This window comes from Paenibacillus antri (assembly GCF_005765165.1).
GTDB classification, from domain to species: Bacteria; Bacillota; Bacilli; order Paenibacillales; family YIM-B00363; genus Paenibacillus_AE; species Paenibacillus_AE antri.
This window is the reverse complement of sequence record NZ_VCIW01000018.1, coordinates 39,612-61,521: the sequence shown is the minus strand read 5'-3', so window position 1 is coordinate 61,521 and position 21,910 is coordinate 39,612. Positions and strand designations below refer to the sequence as shown.

Here is a 21,910-nt window from a genome sequence, read left to right as displayed (position 1 = left end):
AGCATGGAACCGCATGTGACCGTCATCGGCGCGGGGCTGGCCGGCAGCGAAGCGGCTTGGCAGATCGCCGAAAGCGGCGTACGCGTCACGTTATACGAGATGCGGCCGGTTCGGAAAACCCCGGCGCATCATACCGATAAATTCGCGGAGCTCGTCTGCAGCAACAGTCTTCGGGCGAACGGCCTCAGCAACGCGGTCGGCGTCTTGAAGGAAGAGATGCGCTTGCTCGATTCGCTCATCCTCTCCGCCGCGGACCGGCATGCGGTCCCGGCGGGCGGGGCGCTCGCCGTCGACCGCGACGGATTTTCCGGCGAAGTGACGTCCCGGCTTCGGACGCATCCGAACATCGACGTGCGCACCGAAGAGATGCCGGAGCTGCCGTCCGGCGTCGTCGTCGTCGCCACCGGCCCGCTGACGTCGCCGGAGCTGTCGGAACGCATCCGCGGACTTACCGGGGAGGACTACTTCTACTTCTACGACGCGGCGGCGCCGATCGTCGAGAAGGATTCGATCGACATGGACAAAGTATTCCTCGCCTCCCGCTACGATAAGGGGGAAGCCGCATACCTGAACTGTCCGATGAACGAAGAGGAGTGGAACGCCTTTTACGAAGCGTTGACGACCGCGGAAGCGGCGCCGCTGAAGGAGTTCGAGAAAGAGGTATACTTCGAAGGCTGTATGCCGATCGAAGTGATGGCGAGCCGGGGCAAGCAGACGCTCCTGTTCGGTCCTCTGAAGCCCGTAGGCCTCGTCGATCCCCGCACCGGCAAGCAGCCGTTCGCGGTCGTTCAGCTGCGACAGGACAATTCCGCCGGAACGCTGTTCAACCTAGTCGGCTTCCAAACCCACCTGAAGTGGGGCGAGCAGAAGCGGGTATTCTCCATGATCCCGGGCCTCGAGAACGCGGAATTCGTCCGCTTCGGCGTCATGCACCGCAACACGTTCATCAACTCGCCGAAGTTGCTCCGCCCGACGTATCAATATCGGGACCGCGACGATTTGTTTTTCGCGGGCCAGATGACGGGCGTCGAAGGGTACGTGGAATCCGCGGCGTCGGGTTTGATCGCGGGTATTAACGCCGCTCGATACGCGCTCGGACAAGAGCCGCTCGTCTTCCCGGAAGATACGGCGCTGGGCAGTATGGCGCACTACATCACGACGGCCGACTTCCGTCACTTCCAACCGATGAACGCCAACTTCGGCTTGTTCCCGCCGCTCGGCGAGAAAATCCGAAACAAAAAGGAAAAGAACGAACGAATCGCGAATCGGGCGCTCGAGCGAATTCAGAATTTTTCGACAATCGTCAGAGCCCCTGTCTTGTAAACGCGATTCGCGCTGTGATACGATGAAGGAAGCGCAAGATTGGCTTCATACGCACGCGTCGGGGGGATCGATCACGGCATGAATTCGGACGAATGGGTAACGCGATTTTTACTCGCTCAGGAGATGGAGCATAACGCTTCTCCTTATACGATCCGGCATTACGCCTCCGACCTATCGCAGTTTTTGGAATTTCTACGAACGCAATCCGGCGACGACTTGTCCGCCGTCACGTACGTGACGGTGCGCACGTTCCTCGCCGGACTGCATGAGAAGCAATTAGCGAAGCGATCCGTCGCGCGAAAGCTGTCCGCGCTGCGATCGTTTTTTCGATTTCTGATGCAGGAAGGCCGAATCGAGTCGAATCCGATGGGGGCCATTCGCAGTCCGAAGCTCGACAAGCCGCTGCCGAAGTTCTTATATCCGGACCAGACGCTCCGGCTCCTGACGTCGCCGGACGAAGCGACGCCCCTCGGAGCTAGAGACCGGGCGATGTTCGAGCTTCTGTATTCAAGCGGTCTACGGGTCGGGGAGCTCGTCGGCCTCGACATGGACGCGGTTCGTCTCGATCTCGGCATGGCGCTCGTGCTCGGGAAGGGCGGCAAGGAACGGTGGGTTCCGGTCGGAGAACATGCTTCGGACGCGCTCCGCGTATATGTAGAGAGAGGGCGCTCCGCTCTTCTCGAGAAGTCGGCCTCCGGCGCGGGGGAGCGGGCGTTGTTTTTGAACCGCGACGGCACCCGGCTCAGCGATCGCAGCGTTCGTCGCATCCTGGACAAATACGTCGCTAGGCTCGCCGACGTGAACGACATCAGCCCGCATACGCTGCGTCACACGTTCGCGACGCATCTGCTGGAGGCCGGGGCCGACCTTCGTTCGGTCCAAGAGCTGCTGGGGCATGCGCATTTGTCGACGACGCAAGTGTACACGCATGTCACGAAGGATCATCTGCAATCGATTTATAACCGCGCTCATCCGAGAGCGTAGGCACCGACAATAATTATTTCGAAGGGGGGACGCGCGACGATGGAGATGAGCTTTCACGCCACCACGATCTTCGCGGTTCGGCATAAGGGCAAGGGAGCGATCGCAGGGGACGGACAAGTGACGTTCGGCAACGCGATGGTCATGAAGCACGGCGCGAAGAAAGTGCGTCGTCTGTATCGGGGCAAGGTCGCGGCCGGCTTCGCCGGCTCGGTGGCCGACGCGATTACGCTGTTCGAGAAATTCGAGGGCAAATTGGAAGAGCACGGAGGCAACTTGCAGCGCGCGGCGGTGGAGTTGGCCAAGGAATGGCGGTCCGATCGAGTGCTTCGCCGGCTCGAGGCGATGATGATCGTCATGGACTCGCAGCACCTTCTGCTCATTTCGGGCAACGGGGAAATCATCGAGCCCGACGACGGCGTTCTCGCCATCGGCTCCGGCGGGAGCTACGCGTTATCCGCGGGGCGAGCGCTCAAGCGGTACGCGGGCGACCATATGGAAGCGAAAGAAATCGCCTTGGCCGCCATGAAGATGGCCGCCGAGATTTGCGTATATACGAACGATAACATCATCGTCGAAGAGATGGAGGGGTAGAGAGGTCTTATGTCTACATCTAATGAAGCCTATACTCCTAGACAAATCGTCGCGGAGCTCGATAAATATATCGTCGGTCAGAAGAAGGCGAAACGTTCGATGGCGGTCGCCCTGCGGAATCGATACCGCCGGAGTCAACTCGACGAGTCGATCCGAGACGAGGTCGTGCCGAAGAATCTGCTTATGATCGGACCGACCGGGGTCGGCAAGACGGAAATCGCGCGCCGCCTCGCGAAGCTCGTGAACGCGCCGTTCGTGAAAGTCGAGGCGACCAAATTCACGGAAATCGGATACGTCGGACGCGACGTCGAGTCGATGGTTCGCGATCTCGTGGAAACGGCGATTCGGATGGTGAAGGCCGAGCGGACGGAGAAGGTCAAGGACCGGGCGGAGGCGCTCGCCAACGAGAGGATCGTCTCGATCCTCGTCCCTTCGCCGCAGCGCGAGAAGACGCCGAAAAATCCGCTCGAGATGATTTTCGGACAGGCGCAGCAGCAACAGCCTCCGCAGGAACACGATCCGACGTTGAACGACCGTCGCGACATCGCGCGCCGCAACCTGGCGAACGGGCATCTCGAGAACGAGCAGATCGAGATCGAGGTCGAAGAGAACGCGCCGAACATGCTCGACATGCTGTCGGGTCCCGGCGGCAACGAGCAGATGGGCATGAATATGCAGGAGATGTTCGGCAACTTCCTGCCGAAGCGGACGAAGAAGCGCAAGCTGACCGTCAAGGAAGCCCGCAAGGTGCTGACGCAAGAAGAAGCGCAGAAGCTCATCGACATGGACGACGTGACGCAGGAGTCGATCCGGCGCGCGGAGCAATCCGGAATCATCTTCATCGATGAAATCGACAAGATCGCCAGCTCTTCGCGAGGGAACGGTCCGGACGTATCGCGAGAAGGCGTGCAACGCGACATCTTGCCGATCGTGGAAGGCTCTACGGTCGTCACGAAATACGGACCGGTGAAGACGGATTACGTACTCTTCATCGCGGCCGGCGCGTTCCATGTGGCGAAGCCGTCGGACCTCATTCCGGAGCTGCAAGGCCGATTCCCGATCCGCGTCGAACTAAGCTCGCTGACCCAGAGCGACTTCGAGCTCATCTTGAAGGAACCGAAGAACGCGCTGACGAAGCAATACGCCGCGCTTCTGCGAACCGAGGGCATCGAGGTCGAGTTCTCGCCGGAAGCCGTCTCGGAAATCGCGCGAATCGCCGCGGAAGTGAATCAAAATACCGAAAATATCGGCGCGAGACGACTGCATACGATTCTTGAGAAGCTGCTGGAGGATCTGAGCTTCGAAGCGCCCGATATTACGCTGGAGAACATCGTCATCACGCCGGAATACGTGCGGGAGAAGCTCGGCGAAGTAGCGAAAAACCGCGATTTAAGTCAGTATATCCTATAATCTCGAGAGGCTTGAGTGCATCAACATGACATTGTTATCCAAAACGAGGCGGTTGAATAAACTGCTGCAAAAAGCGGCCGGCACGTCCGTCAACTTCATGGAGATGGGAGAGGTGCTGCGGGACGTCATCGACGCGAACGTATTCGTCGTCAGCCGCAAAGGGAAAATACTCGGCTGCGGCCTGGCGCGGAATCCGCAAGGGGCAGACCTCGCCAGATTCGTTCTAGAGGACCGACGCTTTCCGCAGGAAGCGAACCATTGGTTCTCCAGCATCGACGAGACGACCGGCAATACGGACGACGACAGTCCGTACCGCAACCTCGTCGAGAAGGTGCACGAGCTGATGGAGGATCGGTACGTAACGGTCGTGCCGATCCTCGGCGCCGGCGACCGGATCGGAACGCTGCTGATTACGCGCGCGGAGTCTCCGTTCGGCGACGACGACCTGATTTTGGCGGAGTACGGCTCGACGATCGTCGGGATGGAGATTTTGCGAGAGCGGGCCGAGGAGAGCGAGCTGGAGGCGAGAACGAAGGCGGCCGTACAGGTCGCGGTCGGTTCGCTCAGCTTCAGCGAGCTCGAGGCGGTGGAGCATATTTTCGAGGAGCTGAACGGCAAGGAAGGCTTGCTCGTGGCGAGCAAGGTGGCGGATCGAGTCGGCATCACGCGTTCCGTTATCGTCAACGCGCTGCGCAAGCTGGAGAGCGCCGGCGTCATCGAAACGCGGTCGCTCGGCATGAAGGGAACGTACATTAAGATCCTGAACGATCAGCTCGTCGAGCAAATTGTAAAACCTGGGATTTCTCGAGAAGCAACTACCTAGAGACTTGGTCGATATAGGCGAAAGGTCCTACCTCGTTTTTGCGAGGCGGGCCTTTTTTTGCGCCTTTCGACGCAATTCCAACAAAATCCTACAAAGGGAGCAGAAATTTCGATAAAAAATGTCGAATAAAGAAGGAAAAAAAACAAGGACTGTGGAATAAGATTATCTGACCTAAATCAAGTGCGAGTTTTTTAGGAAATCTATATCACTTTCGTATAGGAAGGGGGACCCTTGTGCTTAACGTAAACGGAAGCCACTTCCGCTTGTTGGAGCGGACGCTCGACGCGTCGAGTCTGCGGCAAGCCGTCATCGCGAACAATATCGCGAATGTCGACACGCCGCGCTTCAAGCGCTCCGAAGTTCAATTCGAGACGCTGCTTCAACAATCCATGAACGGGATGCCCGGCGGCATCGTCGGCCGTCGTACGGACCCCCGCCATATATATATCGGCAGAGGCGGGAAAGAAGTTGAGCCAATTATTACAATTGATGAAAATTCTGTCATGAATAATAACTTGAACAACGTCGACATCGATTCGGAGATGTCGGCCATGGCGAAAAACCAACTCCGCTATAACACGTTAGTGCAGCAAGTTTCTCATGAGATCAAATTAACGAAGACGGCATTGGAGGCTAGATAATGCGGCTTACGAACGGCTTTGACATTAGTTCTTCGGCATTGACGGCCCAGCGCTTGCGCATGGACGTCATCGCTTCCAATATTGCCAACGCCGAAACAACGAGGGGAAAATTTGTAGATGGCAAATGGGTTCCGTATTCTCGTAAACTTGTAGTCATGGAGCCGAAAGGACAGGCTTCTTTCGCCGACGTCTTGAACGGCAAAATGCGCGAAAATACGGGGGAAGGCGTGAAGGTGACTCGCATTTACGACGATCCCGCGCCCTATAAGCAAGTGTACAATCCGACGCACCCGGACGCCGACGAGAACGGCTTCGTTTTGATGCCGAACGTCGACGTGCTGAAGGAGATGGTGGATATGATATCCGCCACCCGTTCTTACGAGGCGAACGTGACCGCGCTGAACGCGTCCAAGTCGTTCATTACGAAGGCGCTCGAAATCGGAAGATAATCGGTAAGACTTTACTTATTAGAGGATACGAGGGAGAGAAACCGATGGAAGTATCGGGCGTGAAACCATTGGCGATATCCGGCATCGCAAGTAACGGCGGTACCGGCGCGGCGAAGCTCGGCGATGTGACTAAGGTCACAGAATCGTTCGGCAATATCTTAGAAAATGCATTACAAGCGGTAGATAATCAAGAGAAGCAAGTGAAGGCGTTAAACGAACAATTCGTCACGGGTCAAATCTCCGACGTGCATACCTTGATGATCGCCTCGGAAAAGGCGCAGCTCGGCTTGCAGCTTACCGTTCAAGTGCGCAACAAAGTGATCGAAGCTTATCAAGAAATCATGAGAACGCAGCTGTAATTTTCGGCAACGACTGAGCCCTGGTAATGAGGTGAAATAGTGAACGAAACGCTCGTCCGGTACCGAGAAGCCATTCTACGGTTCTGGGGTCAATATAGTAACAAGCAGCGATTCATGTTTATCGGCGCCTTCGTTCTCAGCGTCGCGACGATCGCTCTGCTTGTGTTTCAATTTTCCAAAACGGAATATTCCGTCGCTTTCACCGATTTGAATCCGACGGATGCCGCCAATGTGAAAGGTTACCTGGAATCTTCCGGAATCCCCTACAAACTGAGTCTTGACGGGCGTACGATCGGCGTCCCGAGCACCGACGTGTCGTCCGTCAAGATCGACGTGGCTTCGCAAGGGCTCGTGACGAACGGTTCGATCGGCTACGAGATTTTCAGAGAAAACATGAACAGCTGGAGCATGACGGATTCGCAGTTCGACGTTCTGAACGCGGACGCGAGATCCGGCGAGATCCAGCGGTTGATCAATCAAATCAGCGGCGTCTCCAGCTCTGAGGTGTTGATCAACTCCCCGAAGCAAAGCGTGTTTTTAAACCCGGACGGCGCCGGCCAGCAATCCACCGCTTCGGTCGTCGTCAACTTCACTCCCGGCTTCCCGCCGGACCAAGCGAAGATCGATACGATCTACAATCTCGTGGCGAAGAGCGTACCGAATTTGACGCTCGACAACATTACGATTTCCGACCAGAACGGCGAATTGCTTCCGTCCTCCAAGCTTGGCGCGGGCGCCGGCGCTTCGGCGGGACAGCTCGAACAACAGATGCGGTTCAAGAAGCAATTCGAGCTCGATCTGCAGCGCAACGTCATGAGCTTCTTGGCGCCGTTGCTCGGACAAGAGGACGTCATCGTGAGCGTCTTCTCGACCTTGAACTTCGACCAACGGAAAAGCCAAGAGAATCTCGTCACTCCGGTCAACCAAGAAGACGGCACGGGCATTATTATTTCCCGGAACGCTATCGAAGAGTCGGTCAACAGCACCGGCGGCGAAACCGGCGGAACGACGGGCACGGGCGAGACGGATGTGCCGGGGTACCCGGGTACGACGTCGCAAGGCAACTTGGAATCCGAGAAGAGCGACATTACGGAAAATTTCGAAGTGAACCGTATTACCAACGAGATCGTGAAGAGTCCGTACGTCGTGCAAGACTTAAGCATCTCCGTGGGTATCAATGCGGACAACGATCCGGATACGGTCGCCCAAGTCGAAGCGCTCCTCAAGAACATCGTAGGCACGTCTCTCGCGAACACCGGCGTCACTCTTACTGACGAACAACTGGCCTCCAAGGTTTCGGTCATCTCGCGTTCGTTCGGCGGGTCGTCGACGACGACGGCGGCGAACGACAACCAGACGCTGCTGTACGCGATCGCGGGCGCGGCGGTCATGGCGCTTCTCGCAGGCGGCGCGTTCTTCCTCGTCCGTCGACGGAAAGCGCAGGCGGAGGCGATCGCGCAAGCGGAGCTCGAAGCGGCGGCCGCGGCGGCGGCGAGTCAGCCGGAGGTCGTGCTCGATATCGAACAAGTCGGCAACGACAGTCAAATCCGCAAGCAGCTGGAACAGCTTGCGAAGCGCAAGCCCGAAGAATTTACGAATCTCCTTCGCACCTGGCTGGCGGATGAATAGAGGTGGAACTTGAATGGCGAAGGGTCAGATGCAACAACAAATGCTGACGGGCCGGCAGAAAGCGGCGATCTTGCTCATCACGCTCGGTCCCGAAGTATCCGCGCAAGTATTTAAGCATCTGCGCGACGAAGAAATCGAGCAGCTGACGCTGGAAATCGCCAACGTCCGCAAGGTCGATCCGGCCGAGAAGGACGCGATCATGGCGGAATTCCATCAGATCGCGGTCGCGCAAGAGTTCCTCACGCAAGGCGGCATCAACTACGCGAAGGAAATTTTGGAGAAGGCGCTCGGCGCCGGCAAGGCGATGGACATTATCAACCGCTTGACGGCTACGCTTCAGGTTCGTCCTTTCGACTTCGCTCGCAAGGCGGACGCCGGTCAAATTTTGAACTTCATTCAGAACGAGAACGCGCAGACGATCGCGCTCGTCCTCTCGTATTTGCATGCGGAGCAAGCGGCGATCATTCTTTCTTCGCTGCCCCAAGAGAAGCAAGCGGACGTCGCGAAGCGAATCGCGCTCATGGACAGCACGTCGCCGGAGGTCATCTCGCAAGTCGAGCGCGTGCTCGAGCAGAAGCTGTCCGCTACGGTGACGCAGGATTATACGTCCGCGGGCGGCATCGAAGCGATCGTTCAAATTTTGAACGGCGTCGACCGAGGCACGGAACGGACGATTCTCGATTCGCTCGAGATTCAAGATCCGGAGCTGGCCGAAGAAATCAAGAAGCGGATGTTCGTCTTCGAAGATATCGTCAATCTCGACAACCGTTCGATTCAACGCATCATTCGCGACATCGAGAACGCCGATTTGCAGCTTGCCCTCAAGGTGGCGAGCGAGGAAGTGCGCGAGGCGATCTTCCGGAACATGTCGAAGCGCATGGCCGATTCGTTCAAGGAAGAGATGGAATTTATGGGTCCCGTCCGTCTGCGCGACGTCGAGGAAGCGCAAACTCGCATCGTAGCGACGGTGCGTCGTCTGGAAGAAGCCGGAGAAATTATCATCGCGCGCGGCGGAGGAGACGATATCATTGTCTAACGTGATTAAGTCGAATCGATATATTTCCCTGGAAGAAATCCGAAAGCTGGAAGCTTTCATCTATCAACCGCCGTCCCCTGAAGCCGAAGGCGATTCCTTCGATCCGGAGCAAGCGTACGCCTCCGAGCGTCGCAAGCAGTCGGAGGCGGTGGCGGAGCAGCTGATCGAGGACGCGAAGACGGCGGCCGAAGAGCTGCTGCAGGGAGCTTCGGACGAGGCGAACCGGCTCATGAACGAAGCGAACGCGCAGGTCGAACGATGGTGGGACGAACGGCGCATGGAAGACTTGCGCGTCGTGGAAGAGAGCCGCCGATCCGGCTACGAAGCTGGGTACCGGGAAGGCCTGCAGCAAGCCGAAGCCGAGACGGCGGAGAAGTACGAGTCGCTGCTTCGCGAGGCGCGTCAGCTGGTCGAGGAGGCGCATCTCGTGAAGGAGCGCGTCATCTCGGAAGCGGAGCCGTTCTTGGTGGAGCTCGCGACCGCGGTGGCGAAGAAGATCATCGGCGAACATCTGGCCGTCGATCCCGATTGGACGAAGTCGCAGGTCAAGCGAACGTTGGAACGCCGACGGGAGAAGGGGCTTATTACGCTGTGCGTCGCGCCGTCCCAATTCGCGAAGATGCAGGACGCTCGGGCGGAGCTGCTGCTCGCCGTCGATTCGGAAGCGGATTTAACGATCGTTCCGGATGCGACGGTCGACGAAGGAGGCTGCGTCGTACGAACGAGCTTCGGCAGCATCGACGCTCGAATCGACACGCAATTGTCCGAGCTCAAGGCGGCGCTTATGGAAGTCGCTTCGGAGTCTGACGAAGGAGCGGGTGCGCCTTGAACGAAGCAGCGGCGAAGCGGCTAGACATCGCTAGATATTTGGACAGTCTCCGTCCGGTCGACCCGGTTCGAATCAACGGCAAGGTGACGCAAGTCATCGGTCTGACGGTCGAGTCGGAGGGGCCGGACGTGAAGCTGGGAGACGTCTGCCTGATCCATCCGGGCAAAGGCGCGACGCCGGTGAAGGCGGAGGTCGTAGGCTTTCGTAACAACAAGGTCATCTTGATGCCGCTCGGCGATCTGCATTCGATCGGACCGGGCTGCGACGTCGTCGGCACCGGCAAGCCGCTTTCGGTGAAGGCCGGCCACGAGCTGCTCGGCAAGGTGCTCGACGGTCTCGGCGTTCCGCTCGACGGCTCCTCGCTGCCGATCCGAATGCCGGAGGTGTCCGCCAACAACGTGCCGATCAGTCCGTTGAAGCGTCCCCGCGTATTGGACCCGTTATCGGTCGGCGTACGCTGCATCGACGGGCTGCTGACGATCGGGAAAGGCCAACGGGTCGGGATTTTCGCCGGCTCGGGCGTCGGCAAGTCGACGCTGCTCGGCATGATCGCCCGCAACACGTCGGCGGACGTGAACGTGATCGGTCTCATCGGCGAACGCGGCCGCGAGGTGCTGGATTTCATCGAGCGCGACCTCGGCCCGGAAGGGCTTGCCCGGTCGGTCGTCGTGGTGGCCACCTCCGATCAGCCCGCGCTCATCCGAATGAAGGGGGCGCTGATCACGACGGCGATCGCGGAATATTTCCGCGACCGGGGACTGAACGTCATGATGATGATGGACTCCGTCACGCGTTACGCGATGGCGCTGCGCGAGGTCGGCCTCGCGGTCGGCGAGCCGCCGGCGACGAGAGGATATACGCCTTCCGTGTTCGCGAGCTTACCGAAGCTGCTGGAGCGGGCTGGCACCGGACCGAAGGGCTCGATCACGGCGTTTTATACGGTGCTGGTCGACGGCGACGATATGAACGAGCCGATCGCCGACGCGGTGCGGGGCATCTTGGACGGGCATATCGTGCTGGACCGGAAGCTGGCGAACCGCGGCCACTTCCCGGCGATCGACGTGCTCGCGAGCGTCTCTCGCGTCATGAACGAGATCGCGCCGAAGGAGCAGATCGCATCCGCGAACCGGATGAAGGAGCTGCTGTCCGTGTACCGCGACGCGGAAGACTTGATCAATATCGGCGCGTACAAATCCGGGTCGAACCCCGACATCGACATGGCGATCGAATCGATCAAAGACATCTGGGGATTTACGAGACAAGGTACCGACGAGAAGTCGACGCTGTTCGATGCGCAGCAGGCGTTGACTCGCCAGTTTTCCGGAGGTTGATGAGAACTTATGAAGTTCGTTTATGCTTTCCAGAAAGTGCTGGACGTCAAGACGAACGAGAAGAAGCAAGCGGAATCGCTTCTATCGCAGGCGATCGGCGCCATGACGCAAGCGGAGCGGGAGCTGTCCGACCTGATGCTGGCGAAGTACAGATATCAGGAGAAGCTGGCGGACGACGCGACGAAGGGGCGGCCGATGGCCGACATGATCGCGGGACAGCAATACGTCGATCATCTCGAAGAGCGAATCCGTACGAGCAAGCGGGCGCTGCTTACCGCCGAGAAAGCGGTGAACGAGCTGCGGGAGAAGCTGACGGACCGTTCGGTCGACGAGAAGGTATGGCTCAATATGAAAGATCGGGCGTTCGCCGTCCATCGCGCCGAGGTCGAACGCCGCTCGCAATACGAGCTGGACGAGATGGCCGCGCTGCGAAGCCGATTCGCCCGTTAAGGACGCGGCATAGAGGAAAGGGGGGAGACGCGTGGCGGACATGGAAGAGGAGCGATCGTACAGCTTCATAGAACGACTGCTGTTTTATACGCTTCCGGTTTTGTTTACGCTGCTCCTGACCGGCGTTCTGCTCACGGTATTCGGTTATGACGTCGTTAACGAACTGCTGCGGGTCGGCAACAAAGTGCCGGGCGTATCGGCCGTGCTGCCCGACCCGAAGCCGACCGAGGAGGAGTTGCGGGCGGCGATGCTCGAAGCCGAGGAGCGGGACGACGAGGGAGAGACGAACGAGGAAGAAGCGGCGAAGATCGAAGCGGCGTTGTCGGCGAAGGAAGCCGAGATGGCGGCGCTGCGGTCGGAGACCGAGACGAAGGAGCAGCAAATCGCGGACCTGCAGGCCGAGCTCGAAGTGAAGCAGGAGGAAGAGGCGCGGCAAGCGGCATCCGAGGCGGAATACGCGGCGAACATCAAGAAGCTGGCGAACGTATACGCCGAGATGAAGCCGAGTAAGGCGGCTCCCGTCTTGGAAAACTTGACGCTCAGCGAGCGGGTGCTCGTGCTGAAGGAAATGAAGGAAGAGAAGCAAGTCGATATCCTCGAGAAAATGGATCCGACGATCGCGGCCGAAACCTCGATCCTGATGAAGGACGTGGTCGCCGTGCGCGACCTGCAAATCGCGGCGCTGCAAGAGCGCCTCGCCCTTAGCGGAACGCAGACGGCATCGTCCGCGGCGCTCACGATCGACGAATTGAGCCGGACGTTCGCGCAGATGACGCCGGATCGGGCGGCCGAGGTGCTGCTCGAGATGGACCAGTCGCAGGTCGTAAACATCTTGCGCGGCATGGAAGAGGCGTCTCGGGCGACGATCTTGAACTCGCTCTCGAAGCTTGACAAGAAACGGACGGCGCAAATCACCGCCCGTCTTGGATAGTTCCTGCGTCCTGAATGGGAACGAAGACGGGGAAGGAGGTGAAACACAAAGATGAATGGAGTACAGACTTTATTCGCGGGCATGACGACCCAATCGATGCCGAACGGCTTGACGCAAACCGGAATGTCCGGCGCGGGACAGTCCGCGAGCGGCTCCGCCTTCGCGGCGCTCGTAGCCAGCTTGCTCGGCGGCGACGCGATGCCGGCGATGGCGCAGGAGACGACTTTGTTCGGATTGTTGACCGGCGCGACGCTCGGGACGACGGAGACGGGCGAAGGCGCGACGGACGAGGAGGCGCTCGAAGCGGCGCTGGAGCAGCTCGCGGCTTGGATCGGTTCGCTCTCGGCGGAACAGCAGCAGAAGCTTGCCGCGGATCCGAAGGTCGCGGAATGGATGGCGATGACGGACGCGGAGCTGACGATGGCGGGTCATCCGGCGGCGGGGCAACAGATGGATGCGGAGGAAAAAGGAAAACCGCTTTCCGTATTGTTTACCCGGCTGCTGGAGGTTCTGAAATCCAACGAGGCGCAACCGTTCTTAGCGGCGGCGGCGAAGCAGGCGAAGGCAGTCATAACCTCGGCCGTCGAATCCGATATCGCGAACTTGCTGACGAAGACGAACGGGACGGTCGAGACGGAGGCGCAGCCGAAGGCGGAGACGCCGTCCGCGAACGTTCGCTGGTCGCACTTGACCGCGATGCAGGCGAAGACCGCGATGGTTCGCGTCGCGAACGGGGAGACGAACGCGGCAGCGGCCGCCGCCGTCGACACGTCGGCGAAAGGCGCGGAGCCGACGGCCGGCGAGACGAACGGCGTGTTGCATACGAGCGCGTCCGAAGCGGCGAAGGCGGCGACGCAAGCGGAAGCGGCCAAGGGAACGGAAGCTGCCCCGCGCATGCCGCTCGCGGAAGCGACGGAGCGGTTGAACGAGTGGATGCTGAAGCATTCCGCGAAGACCGGCAGCCTGAAAGCGGAGACGGTGCTGAAGCTTATGCCGGAGCATCTCGGTCAAGTCGAGGTGAAGCTGTCGATCGCGAACGGCCAATTGACCGCGGCGATCACGACGGAATCGGCGATGGCGAAGGAAGCGCTTGAATCGAATTTGGCGACGCTTCGCAGCAGCTTGCAAAGCCAAGGCGTGACGGTAGAGCGATTGGTCGTGTCGCAGCAGCAGCCTAGCGGCTTCCAGTCCGGTTTGTTCCAGGAAGGGCGCCAGCAACGGCAGCCGGCCGAACGGGACGGAGCTCGCGGCGAGCGTGGAAACAAGGAGCAAGAAGCCGAAGATTGGGCGGAAGCGCTCGCGGTGAACGCCGGGGCGGATGCGGTTGAACGGGGCAATGACGGAAGCTCGTTCCGGGCTCAGGCGTAATCGGGAGGTGAATCTATGGCAGGCGCGGTGCAATGGCCTAATTATTCGAAAGTGAACGCGACATCGACGACGAACGGATCGAACGGGCAAAGCGGTAACGTCATGGGCAAGGATCAATTTTTGAAAATTTTGATCACGCAGCTCCGAAACCAAGACCCGGCGGCGCCGATGCAGGACCGCGAATTTATCGCGCAAATGGCGCAATTTTCGTCCCTGGAACAAATGATGAACATGACGAAAGAAATCCAGGATTTGCGTCAATCGCTCGGCATCGCATCCGGCATGATCGGACGCGAGGTGACGTGGCTGACGTATGACGAGAGCGGCGAACCGACCGGACAGGGCACGGGGGTCGTGGACGGCATCGTCATTAAGGAAGGCGCGCAGTACGCGGAAATCGGCGGCAAGCAGATCGCCGTAAGCGACATCGTCGGCATGCGGACGGTGACGGAGGAAGCGACGCCATGAGCGACCGTCAGACGATAGGACAGATGTTTCCGAATCGCGTAGGTTTCATAGCGCCGAAACAATCGCCCGCGAAACCGGCGGCATCGTCGAACGGACCGGCGTTCCAGGACGTGCTCGACGGCCACCTCGTCAAGTTCAGTCATCATGCGGAGCAGCGGCTTGCCCAGCGCGGCATCCGTCTTGAACCGGAGCAGCTGCATCGGCTCGGAGGGGCGATCGACAAGGCGGCGTCCAAGGGCGCGAAGGATTCGCTCGTATTGTTTCAGGATCTGGCGTTCATCGTCAACGTGAAAAACCGGACCGTCGTCACGGCGATGGACGGGGCATCCATGAACGATCACGTCTTTACGCAAATCGACAGCACCATCTTAGTGAAGTAGGGCTGGCCCTAACGGAGGCCCACCGGTTACGCGGACCGAATGAAGCGTAACGACATACCTAATTAAAAAAGCGGAGGCTATTCCATGTTACGATCGCTATATTCAGGGATTTCCGGCATGCGCGGTTTCCAGACGAAGCTCGACGTCATCGGCAACAACATCGCGAACGTCAATACGGTCGGCTTCAAATCCGGCCGCGTCATGTTCAAAGACATCCTCAGCCAGACGATCTCCGGGATCACGGCGCCGGAGGACGGCGTACGAGGCGGCGTGAACGCGAAGCAAGTCGGTCTTGGCGTAACGCTCGGCGCGATCGATACGGTTCATACGCCCGGCAGCGCGATGACGACGAACGTCGTTACCGACCTTCGGATCGACGGCGACGGATTTTTCGCCGTGACGACGGGCGAAGATCAAGACATCCCATACTTAACCCGTGCGGGTAACTTCACGCTCGACGGCGCTCGCCAGCTCGTCACCGCGGACGGTTACTTCGTACAGACGGCTGGCGGCGGCAACATCGTTCTCGATGAAGAAGTGACCGCGTTCACGATCGCGCAAGACGGCACGATCATCGCGATCGGCGCGGACGGCACGAGCGAGCCGACGGAATTTCAAGTCGGCGTCGTGAAGGTCGCGAACCCGGCGGCGCTCGAGAAGATCGGCGGCAATATGTATCGCATGAACGCGAACGCGAATCCGGACGGCGAGTTCGAAATAAGCGTCGCGAACGATCCGGAAGTCGGCACGGGCGCGATCATCTCCGGTCAGCTCGAGATGTCGAACGTAGACCTGACGAACGAATTCTCGGAAATGATCGTCGCGCAGCGCGGCTTCCAAGCGAACTCGCGCATTATCACGACATCGGACGAAGTGCTGCAAGAAGTCGTCAACCTGAAGCGTTAATAACGGCTAACGGCTAAGGAAACCGCTCCGGACCGGGAGGACGTCTCCTCCCGGTCGACGGACGGGCGCGAAGGAGGAATGGTTTATGATCACCGTGACCCGCTTGAACGGAACGCGCGTGACCGTGAACGCTCTACTCATAGAGACGGTGGAAGAAACTCCGGATACGATCATTACGCTGACGACAGGCAAAAAATTAGTGGTCACGGAAAAAACGACGGAACTGGCCGCGCTCGTTCAAGCCTATTTATCGGGGATCGGGCTCGTTCGTACAACCGTCGAGTTACAGCAATCGGAGGGGTCGTAAGTGAAAAAAATGTTGCCTTGGATCATCGTGATCCTGCTGGCCGTCACGCTCATCGTCGGAGCGGCCTTCGTGCTCTGGAACAGCTTCAAGGAATCGTCTCCGTCGGATCCGAGAGCGGCCGCAAGAGAGCAAGCGGACCAAACGGAAACCGAACACGTCAGCGCCGAAAAGCTGGCGGAGATGACGTTCGCCATCGACGACGTCATCACGAATCTTTCCGATCCCGCCTATTTCGTGAGCGCGAGCTTCACGTTCGAAATGGACAGCGTCGACGCGAAGCACGAATTCGAGCTCCTGAGCTACAAGATGAAGGACGTCATCAACACGACGCTGACGGATATGGCGCCGAACGAAGTGCAAGGCAGCGCCGGCATCGACGCGATCAGCTCCGCGTTGCTCAACAAGACGAACGAACTGCTTCACAAAGGAAAAGTAAGACATGTGTACATCACGAAATTCATCGTTACCGAGAATTAAACCGTTACACGCTATACAGGGTTTGACAGCTTGTCGACTTGATTTTGCGCAAAAAAGAGGGTGACCCCCATGGTGGACGTACTTTCGCAGAACGAGATAGACGCGTTACTTGCCGCGTTGTCTTCGGGCGAAATGGACGCCGAAGAGCTAAAAAAAGAAGAAACCCAGAAGAAAGTCCGCTCCTACGACTTCAAGCGCGCCGTCCGGTTTTCGAAGGACCATATCCGAAGCCTTACGCGGATCCACGAAAACTTCGCCCGCTTTCTGACGACGTACTTCTCGGCGCAGCTGCGAACGTTCGTGCAGATCAACGTCGTTCAAGTGGAACAGCTCCCGTACGACGAGTTCATCCGATCCATCCCGAAGATGACGATCTTGAACATCTTCGAAGCCGAACCGCTCGAGGGCCGCATGGTGCTCGAGGTGCATCCGAACGTCGCGTACGCGATGCTCGACCGCCTGTTGGGCGGTACCGGGACGTCGCCTTCGAAAATCACGAACCTGACGGAAATCGAAACGATCGTCATGGAGCGGATTTTCAGCAAAGCGTTCGACAGCCTTCAAGAAGCTTGGAAGACGGTCATCGAGATCAATCCGAGACTTGAGGCGCTCGAGACGAATCCGCAGTTCATGCAGATCGTCTCCCCGAACGAAACGATCGCGCTGATCAGCTTAAGCACGAAAATCGGTGATACGACGGGGATGATCAACCTCTGTATCCCGCATGTCGTTCTCGAGCCGATCATGCCGAGACTATCCGTGAATAATCTGTTCTTTTCTCCGAAGAAGACGCGGGCGCCGGAAGAAATGGAAGTGCTGCAAGAGAGGCTTCACCGGGCGTCGTTACCGATTATCGCTGAGCTGGGTTCCTCGACGATTACGATTCGGGAATTTTTAAGTTTGACGACCGGCGACGTCATCGCGTTGTCGAAATCTGTGGACGAACCTCTCGATATTAAAATTGGCGACCGTTCGAAATACACCGGCACCCCGGGCACGGTCAAGGGCAAGCTGGCCGTTCAAATCACGGACTATGTGACCGAAGGAGTAGAAGAGCATGACGAATAAAGATTATTTATCGCAAGAGGAGATCGACGCGCTGCTCCGCGCTTCGTCGGATTCGAACGACGAGCTGGACGCGTTCGCCGGCGGATCCGCTTCCGGCTCGATGCTGTCGATCGACGATTACTTGACGCCGATCGAACAGGACGCTTTAGGCGAGATCGGCAACATTACGTTCGGCAGCGCCGCGACGGCGTTGTCCACGCTGCTCGGCCGCAAGGTCGATATTACGACGCCGAAGGTGTCCGTCATCGGCAAGGAGGAAGTGTCCGGGACGTTCCCGAGTCCGCACGTCGCGGTCCATGTCAACTACGTCGACGGCTTCCACGGCATTAACCTGCTCGTCATTAAGACGCGCGACGCTCAGGTCATCGCCGACCTGATGCTCGGCGGAACGGGCCATCCGGAGGAGACGGAGCTGAACGAAATCCACGTCAGCGCCGTCCAAGAAGCGATGAACCAAATGATGGGTTCCTCCGCGACGTCGATGTCGACGATCTTCAACCGGTTCGTCAACATCTCCCCGCCGGGCATCGACGTGCTCGACTTCGCGGAAGGGGAGGGGGACCGGCTGCTGACGGAAGACGCGTTCATCCAGGTATCGTTCCGTCTGGCGATCGGCGACCTGATCGATTCCAGCATCATGCAGCTGCTTCCGGTCTGGTTCGCGAAGGACATGGTATCGATCCTGATGGGCGGCGCCGCGAGCGAACCCGCTGCCGCGTCGACGCCTGCGCCGAAAGCAGCGACGCCGCCGCCTGCGTCGACGCCTGCTCCAGCTCCGACCCCGGCCCCTGCGTCTCAGCCGCCGCAGTACGGCGAGCCGCCTGCCGCGCCGAACTATGGAGGGTATCCGCCGCCGGGACATCAGCAGCCGCCTTATGCGCCGCCATACGCGCCTCCGTACGGAGCGCCGGCCTACGGGGCTCCGCAGATGCCGCAGCACGGCTACGCGCCTCCGCCGCCGAATCGAAACGTGCAGGCGGCGCAGTTTTCGGATTTGTCCGGATTCGGGGCTGCGAATACGGAAAACTCCAACCTGAATTTGCTTCTGGACATACCCCTCAAGGTTACTGTTGAATTAGGTAGGACGCAGAAGCAAATCAAAGACATTCTCGAGCTGTCCCAAGGCTCGATCGTCGAGCTCGATAAGCTTGCCGGCGAGCCGGTCGACATCTTGGTCAACAACAAGCTGATCGCCAAGGGAGAAGTCGTCGTTATCGACGAGAACTTCGGCGTGCGGGTAACGGACATCGTCAGCCCTTGGGATCGAATCCAGAAGCTTCAGTAAGATCCGGCGGAAGCAATTCGTATGTCTTCGTACTTGAAAATAAACAAACTAACGATCGAAAGGATTGTATCGAATGGCGAACCGTATTTTAGTAGTGGACGACGCAGCATTCATGCGCATGATGATCAAGGACATCTTATCCAAAAACGGGTACGAGGTCGTAGGCGAAGCCAGCGACGGCGCGCAGGCGATCGAAAAATTCAAAGAGACGAACCCGGATCTGATTACGATGGATATTACGATGCCGGAGATGGACGGCATTACCGCATTGAAAGAAATAAAGAAGCTCGACCCGAGCGCGAAAGTCATCATGTGCTCCGCCATGGGCCAGCAGGCGATGGTCATCGACGCGATCCAAGCGGGCGCGAAGGACTTCATCGTCAAGCCGTTCCAAGCCGATCGCGTCATCGAAGCCATTAAGAAGACGTTGGGCTGATTCCATGTACGGAACCTTGATCGGTACGTTCGGCGGTTCGTCTGACGCGCCGTCCGTGACGGCGCCGGCGGACTTTTCCACAGGTGATTTCTACGGCAACTTCTTTCAAGTCATCGTCGTCCTTGCCGTCGTCATCGGACTGATCGTCGTATTGATCCGGTTTCTGGCCGCAAGGAATAAGCGTTGGTCGGGGGATCGCTCGCTCCAGGTTCATGCCGGCGTCCCCCTCGGACAAAACAAGTCGATGCAAGTCGTCGAGATCGGCGACGCCGTCTATATCGTGGGCGTCGGCGACAATATTACGCTGCTCGATAAGATCGACGACCCGGAGCGGGCCGAGGCGCTCCTCGCTTCGCTGGAGGCGAAACCGATTCCCGCAGCGGGAACCGCCGTCGCCGCCCTTGCGGGGATGATCCAAGGATGGCGCAATCGTCGACGCGCCGACCCGGAACCGCCGGAATGGCAATCGAACGAAGCGTTCAAGGATTTGCTGTCTCAGAAGCTGAAGGGCGTCTCCGCGAGGAAGGACGCGATGAAGGATTGGATGGGGGAAGAGGACCGATGATACGAAAGCTGCTGCCGGCGATGGCGTTCGGCATCGCGCTGCTCGGCGCCTCTCTGTTCGCCGTTCCGGGGGCCGCGATCGCCGCAGAGTCTCCGATTCCGGGCATCGACTTGTCGATCGGTACGTCGGACGAGCCTCAGGATGTCTCTTCCACGTTAAGCATCGTTCTGATGCTGACGGTGCTTAGCTTGGCGCCGGCGATCCTCATTATGATGACCAGCTTTACGCGGATCGTCATCGTGCTCGGCTTCGTACGAACGTCGCTGGCCACGAACCAGATGCCTCCGAACCAAGTGTTGATCGGATTGGCGCTGTTCCTGAGCTTGTTCGTCATGGCGCCGACGATCGGCGAAATTAACGAAACCGCCTTGAAGCCGTACTTGGCGGGGGAACTGACGCAGGTCGAAGCGCTGAACGAAGCGGCCGTCCCTCTGAAGAAGTTTATGTCGAGCCAGACGCGGGAGAAGGACCTGCTGCTGTTTTTGGATTACGGGAATATGCCGCGGCCCACCTCGTACGAGGACATTCCGCTTACCGCACTCATTCCCGCTTTCGCGATCAGCGAGCTGAAAACCGCGTTCCAAATGGGCTTTATGATCTTCGTCCCGTTTCTCGTCATCGACATGGTGGTAGCCAGCACATTGATGGCGATGGGGATGATGATGCTGCCGCCGGTCATGATTTCGCTGCCCTTCAAGATTTTGCTGTTCGTCTTGGTCGACGGGTGGTACCTTGTCGTGAAGTCGCTGCTCTTAAGCTTCAATACCTGACGAACGGAGGGGACGCGAGTGAGATCCGATACGGTCATCCGCATCGCCGGCGAAGCGATCTATACGACATTAATGGCCAGCGGTCCGATGTTGATTTTGGCGCTCGTCGTCGGTCTCGCGATCAGCATTTTCCAAGCGACGACGCAAATTCAAGAGCAAACGCTGGCATTCGTTCCGAAGATCGTCGTCGTGCTTGTGGCGATCTTGTTTTTCGGTCCGTGGATTTTGTCCAAGCTGGTCGATTTTACATTCCACTTGCTTGATAATCTGCACAATTTTATCGGGTAACCGGATATGGAACTCGTATTGGCGTATTACCCGAACTTATTGCTTATATTTTGTCGAATGACCGGTTTCTTTATTACGGCGCCGGTGTTCGCCACGCAGAACAATGTACCGCCACAATTTCGTATCGGCATTTCGGTGTTCGTTTCTTTACTGGTATTTTTTACGTCCGGTACGGACGGCGCGATTCCGATCGACGTCGAATACGTGTACTACGTCATTCGGGAAACGCTGATCGGCGTGCTGCTGGGCTTCGTCGCCTATCTGTTTTTTACCGTCGTCCAAATCGCCGGATCGTTCATCGACATGCAGATGGGCTTCGGCATCGCCAACGTCATCGATCCGATGACCGGGGCGCAAAGTCCCGTGTTCGGCAGCTTTAAATATATGATCGCCATGCTCTTGTTTCTGACGCTGAACGGTCATCATTATTTGCTGCTCGGCATCATGGACAGCTACCAATTGATTCCGTTGAATAATTCTTTCTTCGCGGCGCTGGCCGACGGCCCGCCGACGGAGCTGCTCACGAGAAGCGTATCGACGGCCTTCACGCTGGCGTTTCAGATGGCGGCGCCGATCGTCGCTTCGATGTTTCTAGTGGACGTCGCCCTCGGCATATTGGCCAAGACGGCGCCTCAGTTCAACGTTTTCGTCGTCGGGATGCCGCTAAAGATATTGGTCGGTCTCGGCATTACGCTGCTGCTGATTCCCGGCTTTCTGGCTCTGTTCCAAACGCTGTTCGCGACGTTGTTCGACAACATGTTCGAGATGATGCGGACGCTGCGATCCGTCTAAGCAAGCCGCAAGGA

General features: G+C 58.4%; 27 protein-coding genes. All 27 read left to right on the top strand.

The window, feature by feature from the left end:
- The first annotated feature begins 3 nt into the window (after positions 1-3).
- A complete protein-coding gene (gene trmFO, locus FE782_RS22925; protein WP_439116453.1) occupies positions 4-1,323 on the top strand; it encodes an FADH(2)-oxidizing methylenetetrahydrofolate--tRNA-(uracil(54)-C(5))-methyltransferase TrmFO in 1,320 nt (439 codons plus the stop codon).
- 39 nt (positions 1,324-1,362) lie between these two features.
- Positions 1,363-2,307, top strand: coding sequence for a tyrosine recombinase XerC (gene xerC / locus FE782_RS22920; RefSeq protein WP_338016913.1), 945 nt, complete (start codon positions 1,363-1,365; stop codon positions 2,305-2,307).
- A gap of 39 nt (positions 2,308-2,346) precedes the next feature.
- Positions 2,347-2,898: an ATP-dependent protease subunit HslV gene (gene hslV / locus FE782_RS22915; protein WP_138196677.1), complete on the top strand. Its 552-nt coding sequence runs from the start codon at positions 2,347-2,349 to the stop codon at positions 2,896-2,898.
- A gap of 9 nt (positions 2,899-2,907) precedes the next feature.
- Complete coding sequence (gene hslU, locus FE782_RS22910) at positions 2,908-4,308, top strand: ATP-dependent protease ATPase subunit HslU (RefSeq protein WP_138196676.1); 1,401 nt, start codon at positions 2,908-2,910, stop codon at positions 4,306-4,308.
- A 25-nt stretch (positions 4,309-4,333) separates the two neighbouring features.
- Positions 4,334-5,131: a GTP-sensing pleiotropic transcriptional regulator CodY gene (gene codY, locus FE782_RS22905; protein ID WP_138196675.1), complete on the top strand. Its 798-nt coding sequence runs from the start codon at positions 4,334-4,336 to the stop codon at positions 5,129-5,131.
- A gap of 233 nt (positions 5,132-5,364) precedes the next feature.
- Positions 5,365-5,772, top strand: coding sequence for a flagellar basal body rod protein FlgB (gene flgB / locus FE782_RS22900; protein WP_138196674.1), 408 nt, complete (start codon positions 5,365-5,367; stop codon positions 5,770-5,772).
- Positions 5,772-6,221 carry a flagellar basal body rod protein FlgC gene (gene flgC / locus FE782_RS22895; RefSeq protein ID WP_138196673.1) on the top strand — a complete coding sequence of 150 codons (450 nt, stop codon included), beginning with the start codon at positions 5,772-5,774 and terminating at the stop codon, positions 6,219-6,221. The genes flgB and flgC overlap by 1 nt, the downstream gene beginning before the upstream one ends.
- 44 nt (positions 6,222-6,265) lie before the next feature.
- A complete protein-coding gene (gene fliE / locus FE782_RS22890; protein ID WP_138196672.1) occupies positions 6,266-6,580 on the top strand; it encodes a flagellar hook-basal body complex protein FliE in 315 nt (104 codons plus the stop codon).
- A 39-nt stretch (positions 6,581-6,619) separates the two neighbouring features.
- Positions 6,620-8,209 (top strand): flagellar basal-body MS-ring/collar protein FliF, encoded by a 1,590-nt coding sequence (fliF, locus tag FE782_RS22885; RefSeq protein WP_138196671.1) that lies wholly within the window; start codon positions 6,620-6,622, stop codon positions 8,207-8,209.
- A gap of 13 nt (positions 8,210-8,222) precedes the next feature.
- Positions 8,223-9,245, top strand: a complete 1,023-nt coding sequence (gene fliG / locus FE782_RS22880; protein WP_138196670.1) for a flagellar motor switch protein FliG — start codon at positions 8,223-8,225, stop codon at positions 9,243-9,245.
- 1 nt (position 9,246) lies between these two features.
- Positions 9,247-10,074, top strand: a complete 828-nt coding sequence (locus tag FE782_RS22875) for a FliH/SctL family protein (protein WP_238392633.1) — start codon at positions 9,247-9,249, stop codon at positions 10,072-10,074.
- Entirely contained in the window at positions 10,071-11,405 is a 1,335-nt protein-coding gene (gene fliI / locus FE782_RS22870; RefSeq protein WP_138196668.1) for a flagellar protein export ATPase FliI, read from the top strand. Before FE782_RS22875 ends, fliI begins: the two co-directional genes overlap by 4 nt.
- 9 nt (positions 11,406-11,414) lie before the next feature.
- Positions 11,415-11,855: a flagellar export protein FliJ gene (gene fliJ, locus FE782_RS22865; protein ID WP_138196667.1), complete on the top strand. Its 441-nt coding sequence runs from the start codon at positions 11,415-11,417 to the stop codon at positions 11,853-11,855.
- 40 nt (positions 11,856-11,895) lie between these two features.
- Positions 11,896-12,786: a magnesium transporter MgtE N-terminal domain-containing protein gene (locus FE782_RS22860; protein WP_238392632.1), complete on the top strand. Its 891-nt coding sequence runs from the start codon at positions 11,896-11,898 to the stop codon at positions 12,784-12,786.
- Positions 12,787-12,837: 51 nt separating this feature from the next.
- Positions 12,838-14,154, top strand: coding sequence for a flagellar hook-length control protein FliK (locus FE782_RS22855; protein WP_138196665.1), 1,317 nt, complete (start codon positions 12,838-12,840; stop codon positions 14,152-14,154).
- A 15-nt stretch (positions 14,155-14,169) separates the two neighbouring features.
- Entirely contained in the window at positions 14,170-14,622 is a 453-nt protein-coding gene (locus tag FE782_RS22850) for a flagellar hook capping FlgD N-terminal domain-containing protein (protein WP_138196664.1), read from the top strand.
- Entirely contained in the window at positions 14,619-15,002 is a 384-nt protein-coding gene (locus FE782_RS22845) for a TIGR02530 family flagellar biosynthesis protein (protein WP_138196663.1), read from the top strand. Before FE782_RS22850 ends, FE782_RS22845 begins: the two co-directional genes overlap by 4 nt.
- Positions 15,003-15,086: 84 nt before the next feature.
- On the top strand, positions 15,087-15,908 hold the full coding sequence (flgG, locus tag FE782_RS22840; RefSeq protein WP_138196662.1) for a flagellar basal body rod protein FlgG: 822 nt from the start codon (positions 15,087-15,089) through the stop codon (positions 15,906-15,908).
- 85 nt (positions 15,909-15,993) lie between these two features.
- Positions 15,994-16,215, top strand: a complete 222-nt coding sequence (locus FE782_RS22835) for a flagellar FlbD family protein (RefSeq protein WP_138196661.1) — start codon at positions 15,994-15,996, stop codon at positions 16,213-16,215.
- Positions 16,216-16,224: 9 nt separating this feature from the next.
- On the top strand, positions 16,225-16,692 hold the full coding sequence (locus FE782_RS22830; protein WP_238392631.1) for a flagellar basal body-associated FliL family protein: 468 nt from the start codon (positions 16,225-16,227) through the stop codon (positions 16,690-16,692).
- A gap of 69 nt (positions 16,693-16,761) precedes the next feature.
- Entirely contained in the window at positions 16,762-17,760 is a 999-nt protein-coding gene (gene fliM, locus FE782_RS22825) for a flagellar motor switch protein FliM (RefSeq protein WP_138196659.1), read from the top strand.
- Entirely contained in the window at positions 17,750-19,045 is a 1,296-nt protein-coding gene (gene fliY / locus FE782_RS22820) for a flagellar motor switch phosphatase FliY (RefSeq protein WP_138196658.1), read from the top strand. Before fliM ends, fliY begins: the two co-directional genes overlap by 11 nt.
- Positions 19,046-19,118: 73 nt before the next feature.
- Complete coding sequence (locus FE782_RS22815; RefSeq protein WP_138196657.1) at positions 19,119-19,481, top strand: response regulator; 363 nt, start codon at positions 19,119-19,121, stop codon at positions 19,479-19,481.
- 4 nt (positions 19,482-19,485) lie between these two features.
- Positions 19,486-20,046 carry a FliO/MopB family protein gene (locus FE782_RS22810; protein WP_138196656.1) on the top strand — a complete coding sequence of 187 codons (561 nt, stop codon included), beginning with the start codon at positions 19,486-19,488 and terminating at the stop codon, positions 20,044-20,046.
- Positions 20,043-20,816 carry a flagellar type III secretion system pore protein FliP gene (gene fliP, locus FE782_RS22805; RefSeq protein WP_138196655.1) on the top strand — a complete coding sequence of 258 codons (774 nt, stop codon included), beginning with the start codon at positions 20,043-20,045 and terminating at the stop codon, positions 20,814-20,816. The genes FE782_RS22810 and fliP overlap by 4 nt, the downstream gene beginning before the upstream one ends.
- 18 nt (positions 20,817-20,834) lie before the next feature.
- Positions 20,835-21,104 carry a flagellar biosynthesis protein FliQ gene (gene fliQ, locus FE782_RS22800; protein ID WP_138196654.1) on the top strand — a complete coding sequence of 90 codons (270 nt, stop codon included), beginning with the start codon at positions 20,835-20,837 and terminating at the stop codon, positions 21,102-21,104.
- A gap of 6 nt (positions 21,105-21,110) precedes the next feature.
- The gene (gene fliR, locus FE782_RS22795; protein ID WP_138196653.1) at positions 21,111-21,896 is read left to right on the top strand and encodes a flagellar biosynthetic protein FliR; all 786 of its coding nucleotides are present in this window, start codon (positions 21,111-21,113) and stop codon (positions 21,894-21,896) included.
- Positions 21,897-21,910 lie beyond the last annotated feature (14 nt).

Bases quoted from the DNA above. Each gene is read 5' to 3' on its own strand.
- trmFO (WP_439116453.1), top strand. From the start codon at position 4: ATGGAACCGCATGTGACCGTCATCGGCGCGGGGCTGGCCGGCAGCGAA.
- hslV (WP_138196677.1), top strand. From the start codon at position 2,347: ATGGAGATGAGCTTTCACGCCACCACGATCTTCGCGGTTCGGCATAAG.
- hslU (WP_138196676.1), top strand. From the start codon at position 2,908: ATGTCTACATCTAATGAAGCCTATACTCCTAGACAAATCGTCGCGGAG.
- codY (WP_138196675.1), top strand. From the start codon at position 4,334: ATGACATTGTTATCCAAAACGAGGCGGTTGAATAAACTGCTGCAAAAA.
- flgC (WP_138196673.1), top strand. From the start codon at position 5,772: ATGCGGCTTACGAACGGCTTTGACATTAGTTCTTCGGCATTGACGGCC.
- fliE (WP_138196672.1), top strand. From the start codon at position 6,266: ATGGAAGTATCGGGCGTGAAACCATTGGCGATATCCGGCATCGCAAGT.
- fliG (WP_138196670.1), top strand. From the start codon at position 8,223: ATGGCGAAGGGTCAGATGCAACAACAAATGCTGACGGGCCGGCAGAAA.
- fliJ (WP_138196667.1), top strand. From the start codon at position 11,415: ATGAAGTTCGTTTATGCTTTCCAGAAAGTGCTGGACGTCAAGACGAAC.
- FE782_RS22860 (WP_238392632.1), top strand. From the start codon at position 11,896: ATGGAAGAGGAGCGATCGTACAGCTTCATAGAACGACTGCTGTTTTAT.
- FE782_RS22855 (WP_138196665.1), top strand. From the start codon at position 12,838: ATGAATGGAGTACAGACTTTATTCGCGGGCATGACGACCCAATCGATG.
- FE782_RS22850 (WP_138196664.1), top strand. From the start codon at position 14,170: ATGGCAGGCGCGGTGCAATGGCCTAATTATTCGAAAGTGAACGCGACA.
- FE782_RS22845 (WP_138196663.1), top strand. From the start codon at position 14,619: ATGAGCGACCGTCAGACGATAGGACAGATGTTTCCGAATCGCGTAGGT.
- flgG (WP_138196662.1), top strand. From the start codon at position 15,087: ATGTTACGATCGCTATATTCAGGGATTTCCGGCATGCGCGGTTTCCAG.
- FE782_RS22835 (WP_138196661.1), top strand. From the start codon at position 15,994: ATGATCACCGTGACCCGCTTGAACGGAACGCGCGTGACCGTGAACGCT.
- FE782_RS22830 (WP_238392631.1), top strand. From the start codon at position 16,225: ATGTTGCCTTGGATCATCGTGATCCTGCTGGCCGTCACGCTCATCGTC.
- fliM (WP_138196659.1), top strand. From the start codon at position 16,762: ATGGTGGACGTACTTTCGCAGAACGAGATAGACGCGTTACTTGCCGCG.
- fliY (WP_138196658.1), top strand. From the start codon at position 17,750: ATGACGAATAAAGATTATTTATCGCAAGAGGAGATCGACGCGCTGCTC.
- FE782_RS22815 (WP_138196657.1), top strand. From the start codon at position 19,119: ATGGCGAACCGTATTTTAGTAGTGGACGACGCAGCATTCATGCGCATG.
- FE782_RS22810 (WP_138196656.1), top strand. From the start codon at position 19,486: ATGTACGGAACCTTGATCGGTACGTTCGGCGGTTCGTCTGACGCGCCG.
- fliP (WP_138196655.1), top strand. From the start codon at position 20,043: ATGATACGAAAGCTGCTGCCGGCGATGGCGTTCGGCATCGCGCTGCTC.
- fliR (WP_138196653.1), top strand. From the start codon at position 21,111: ATGGAACTCGTATTGGCGTATTACCCGAACTTATTGCTTATATTTTGT.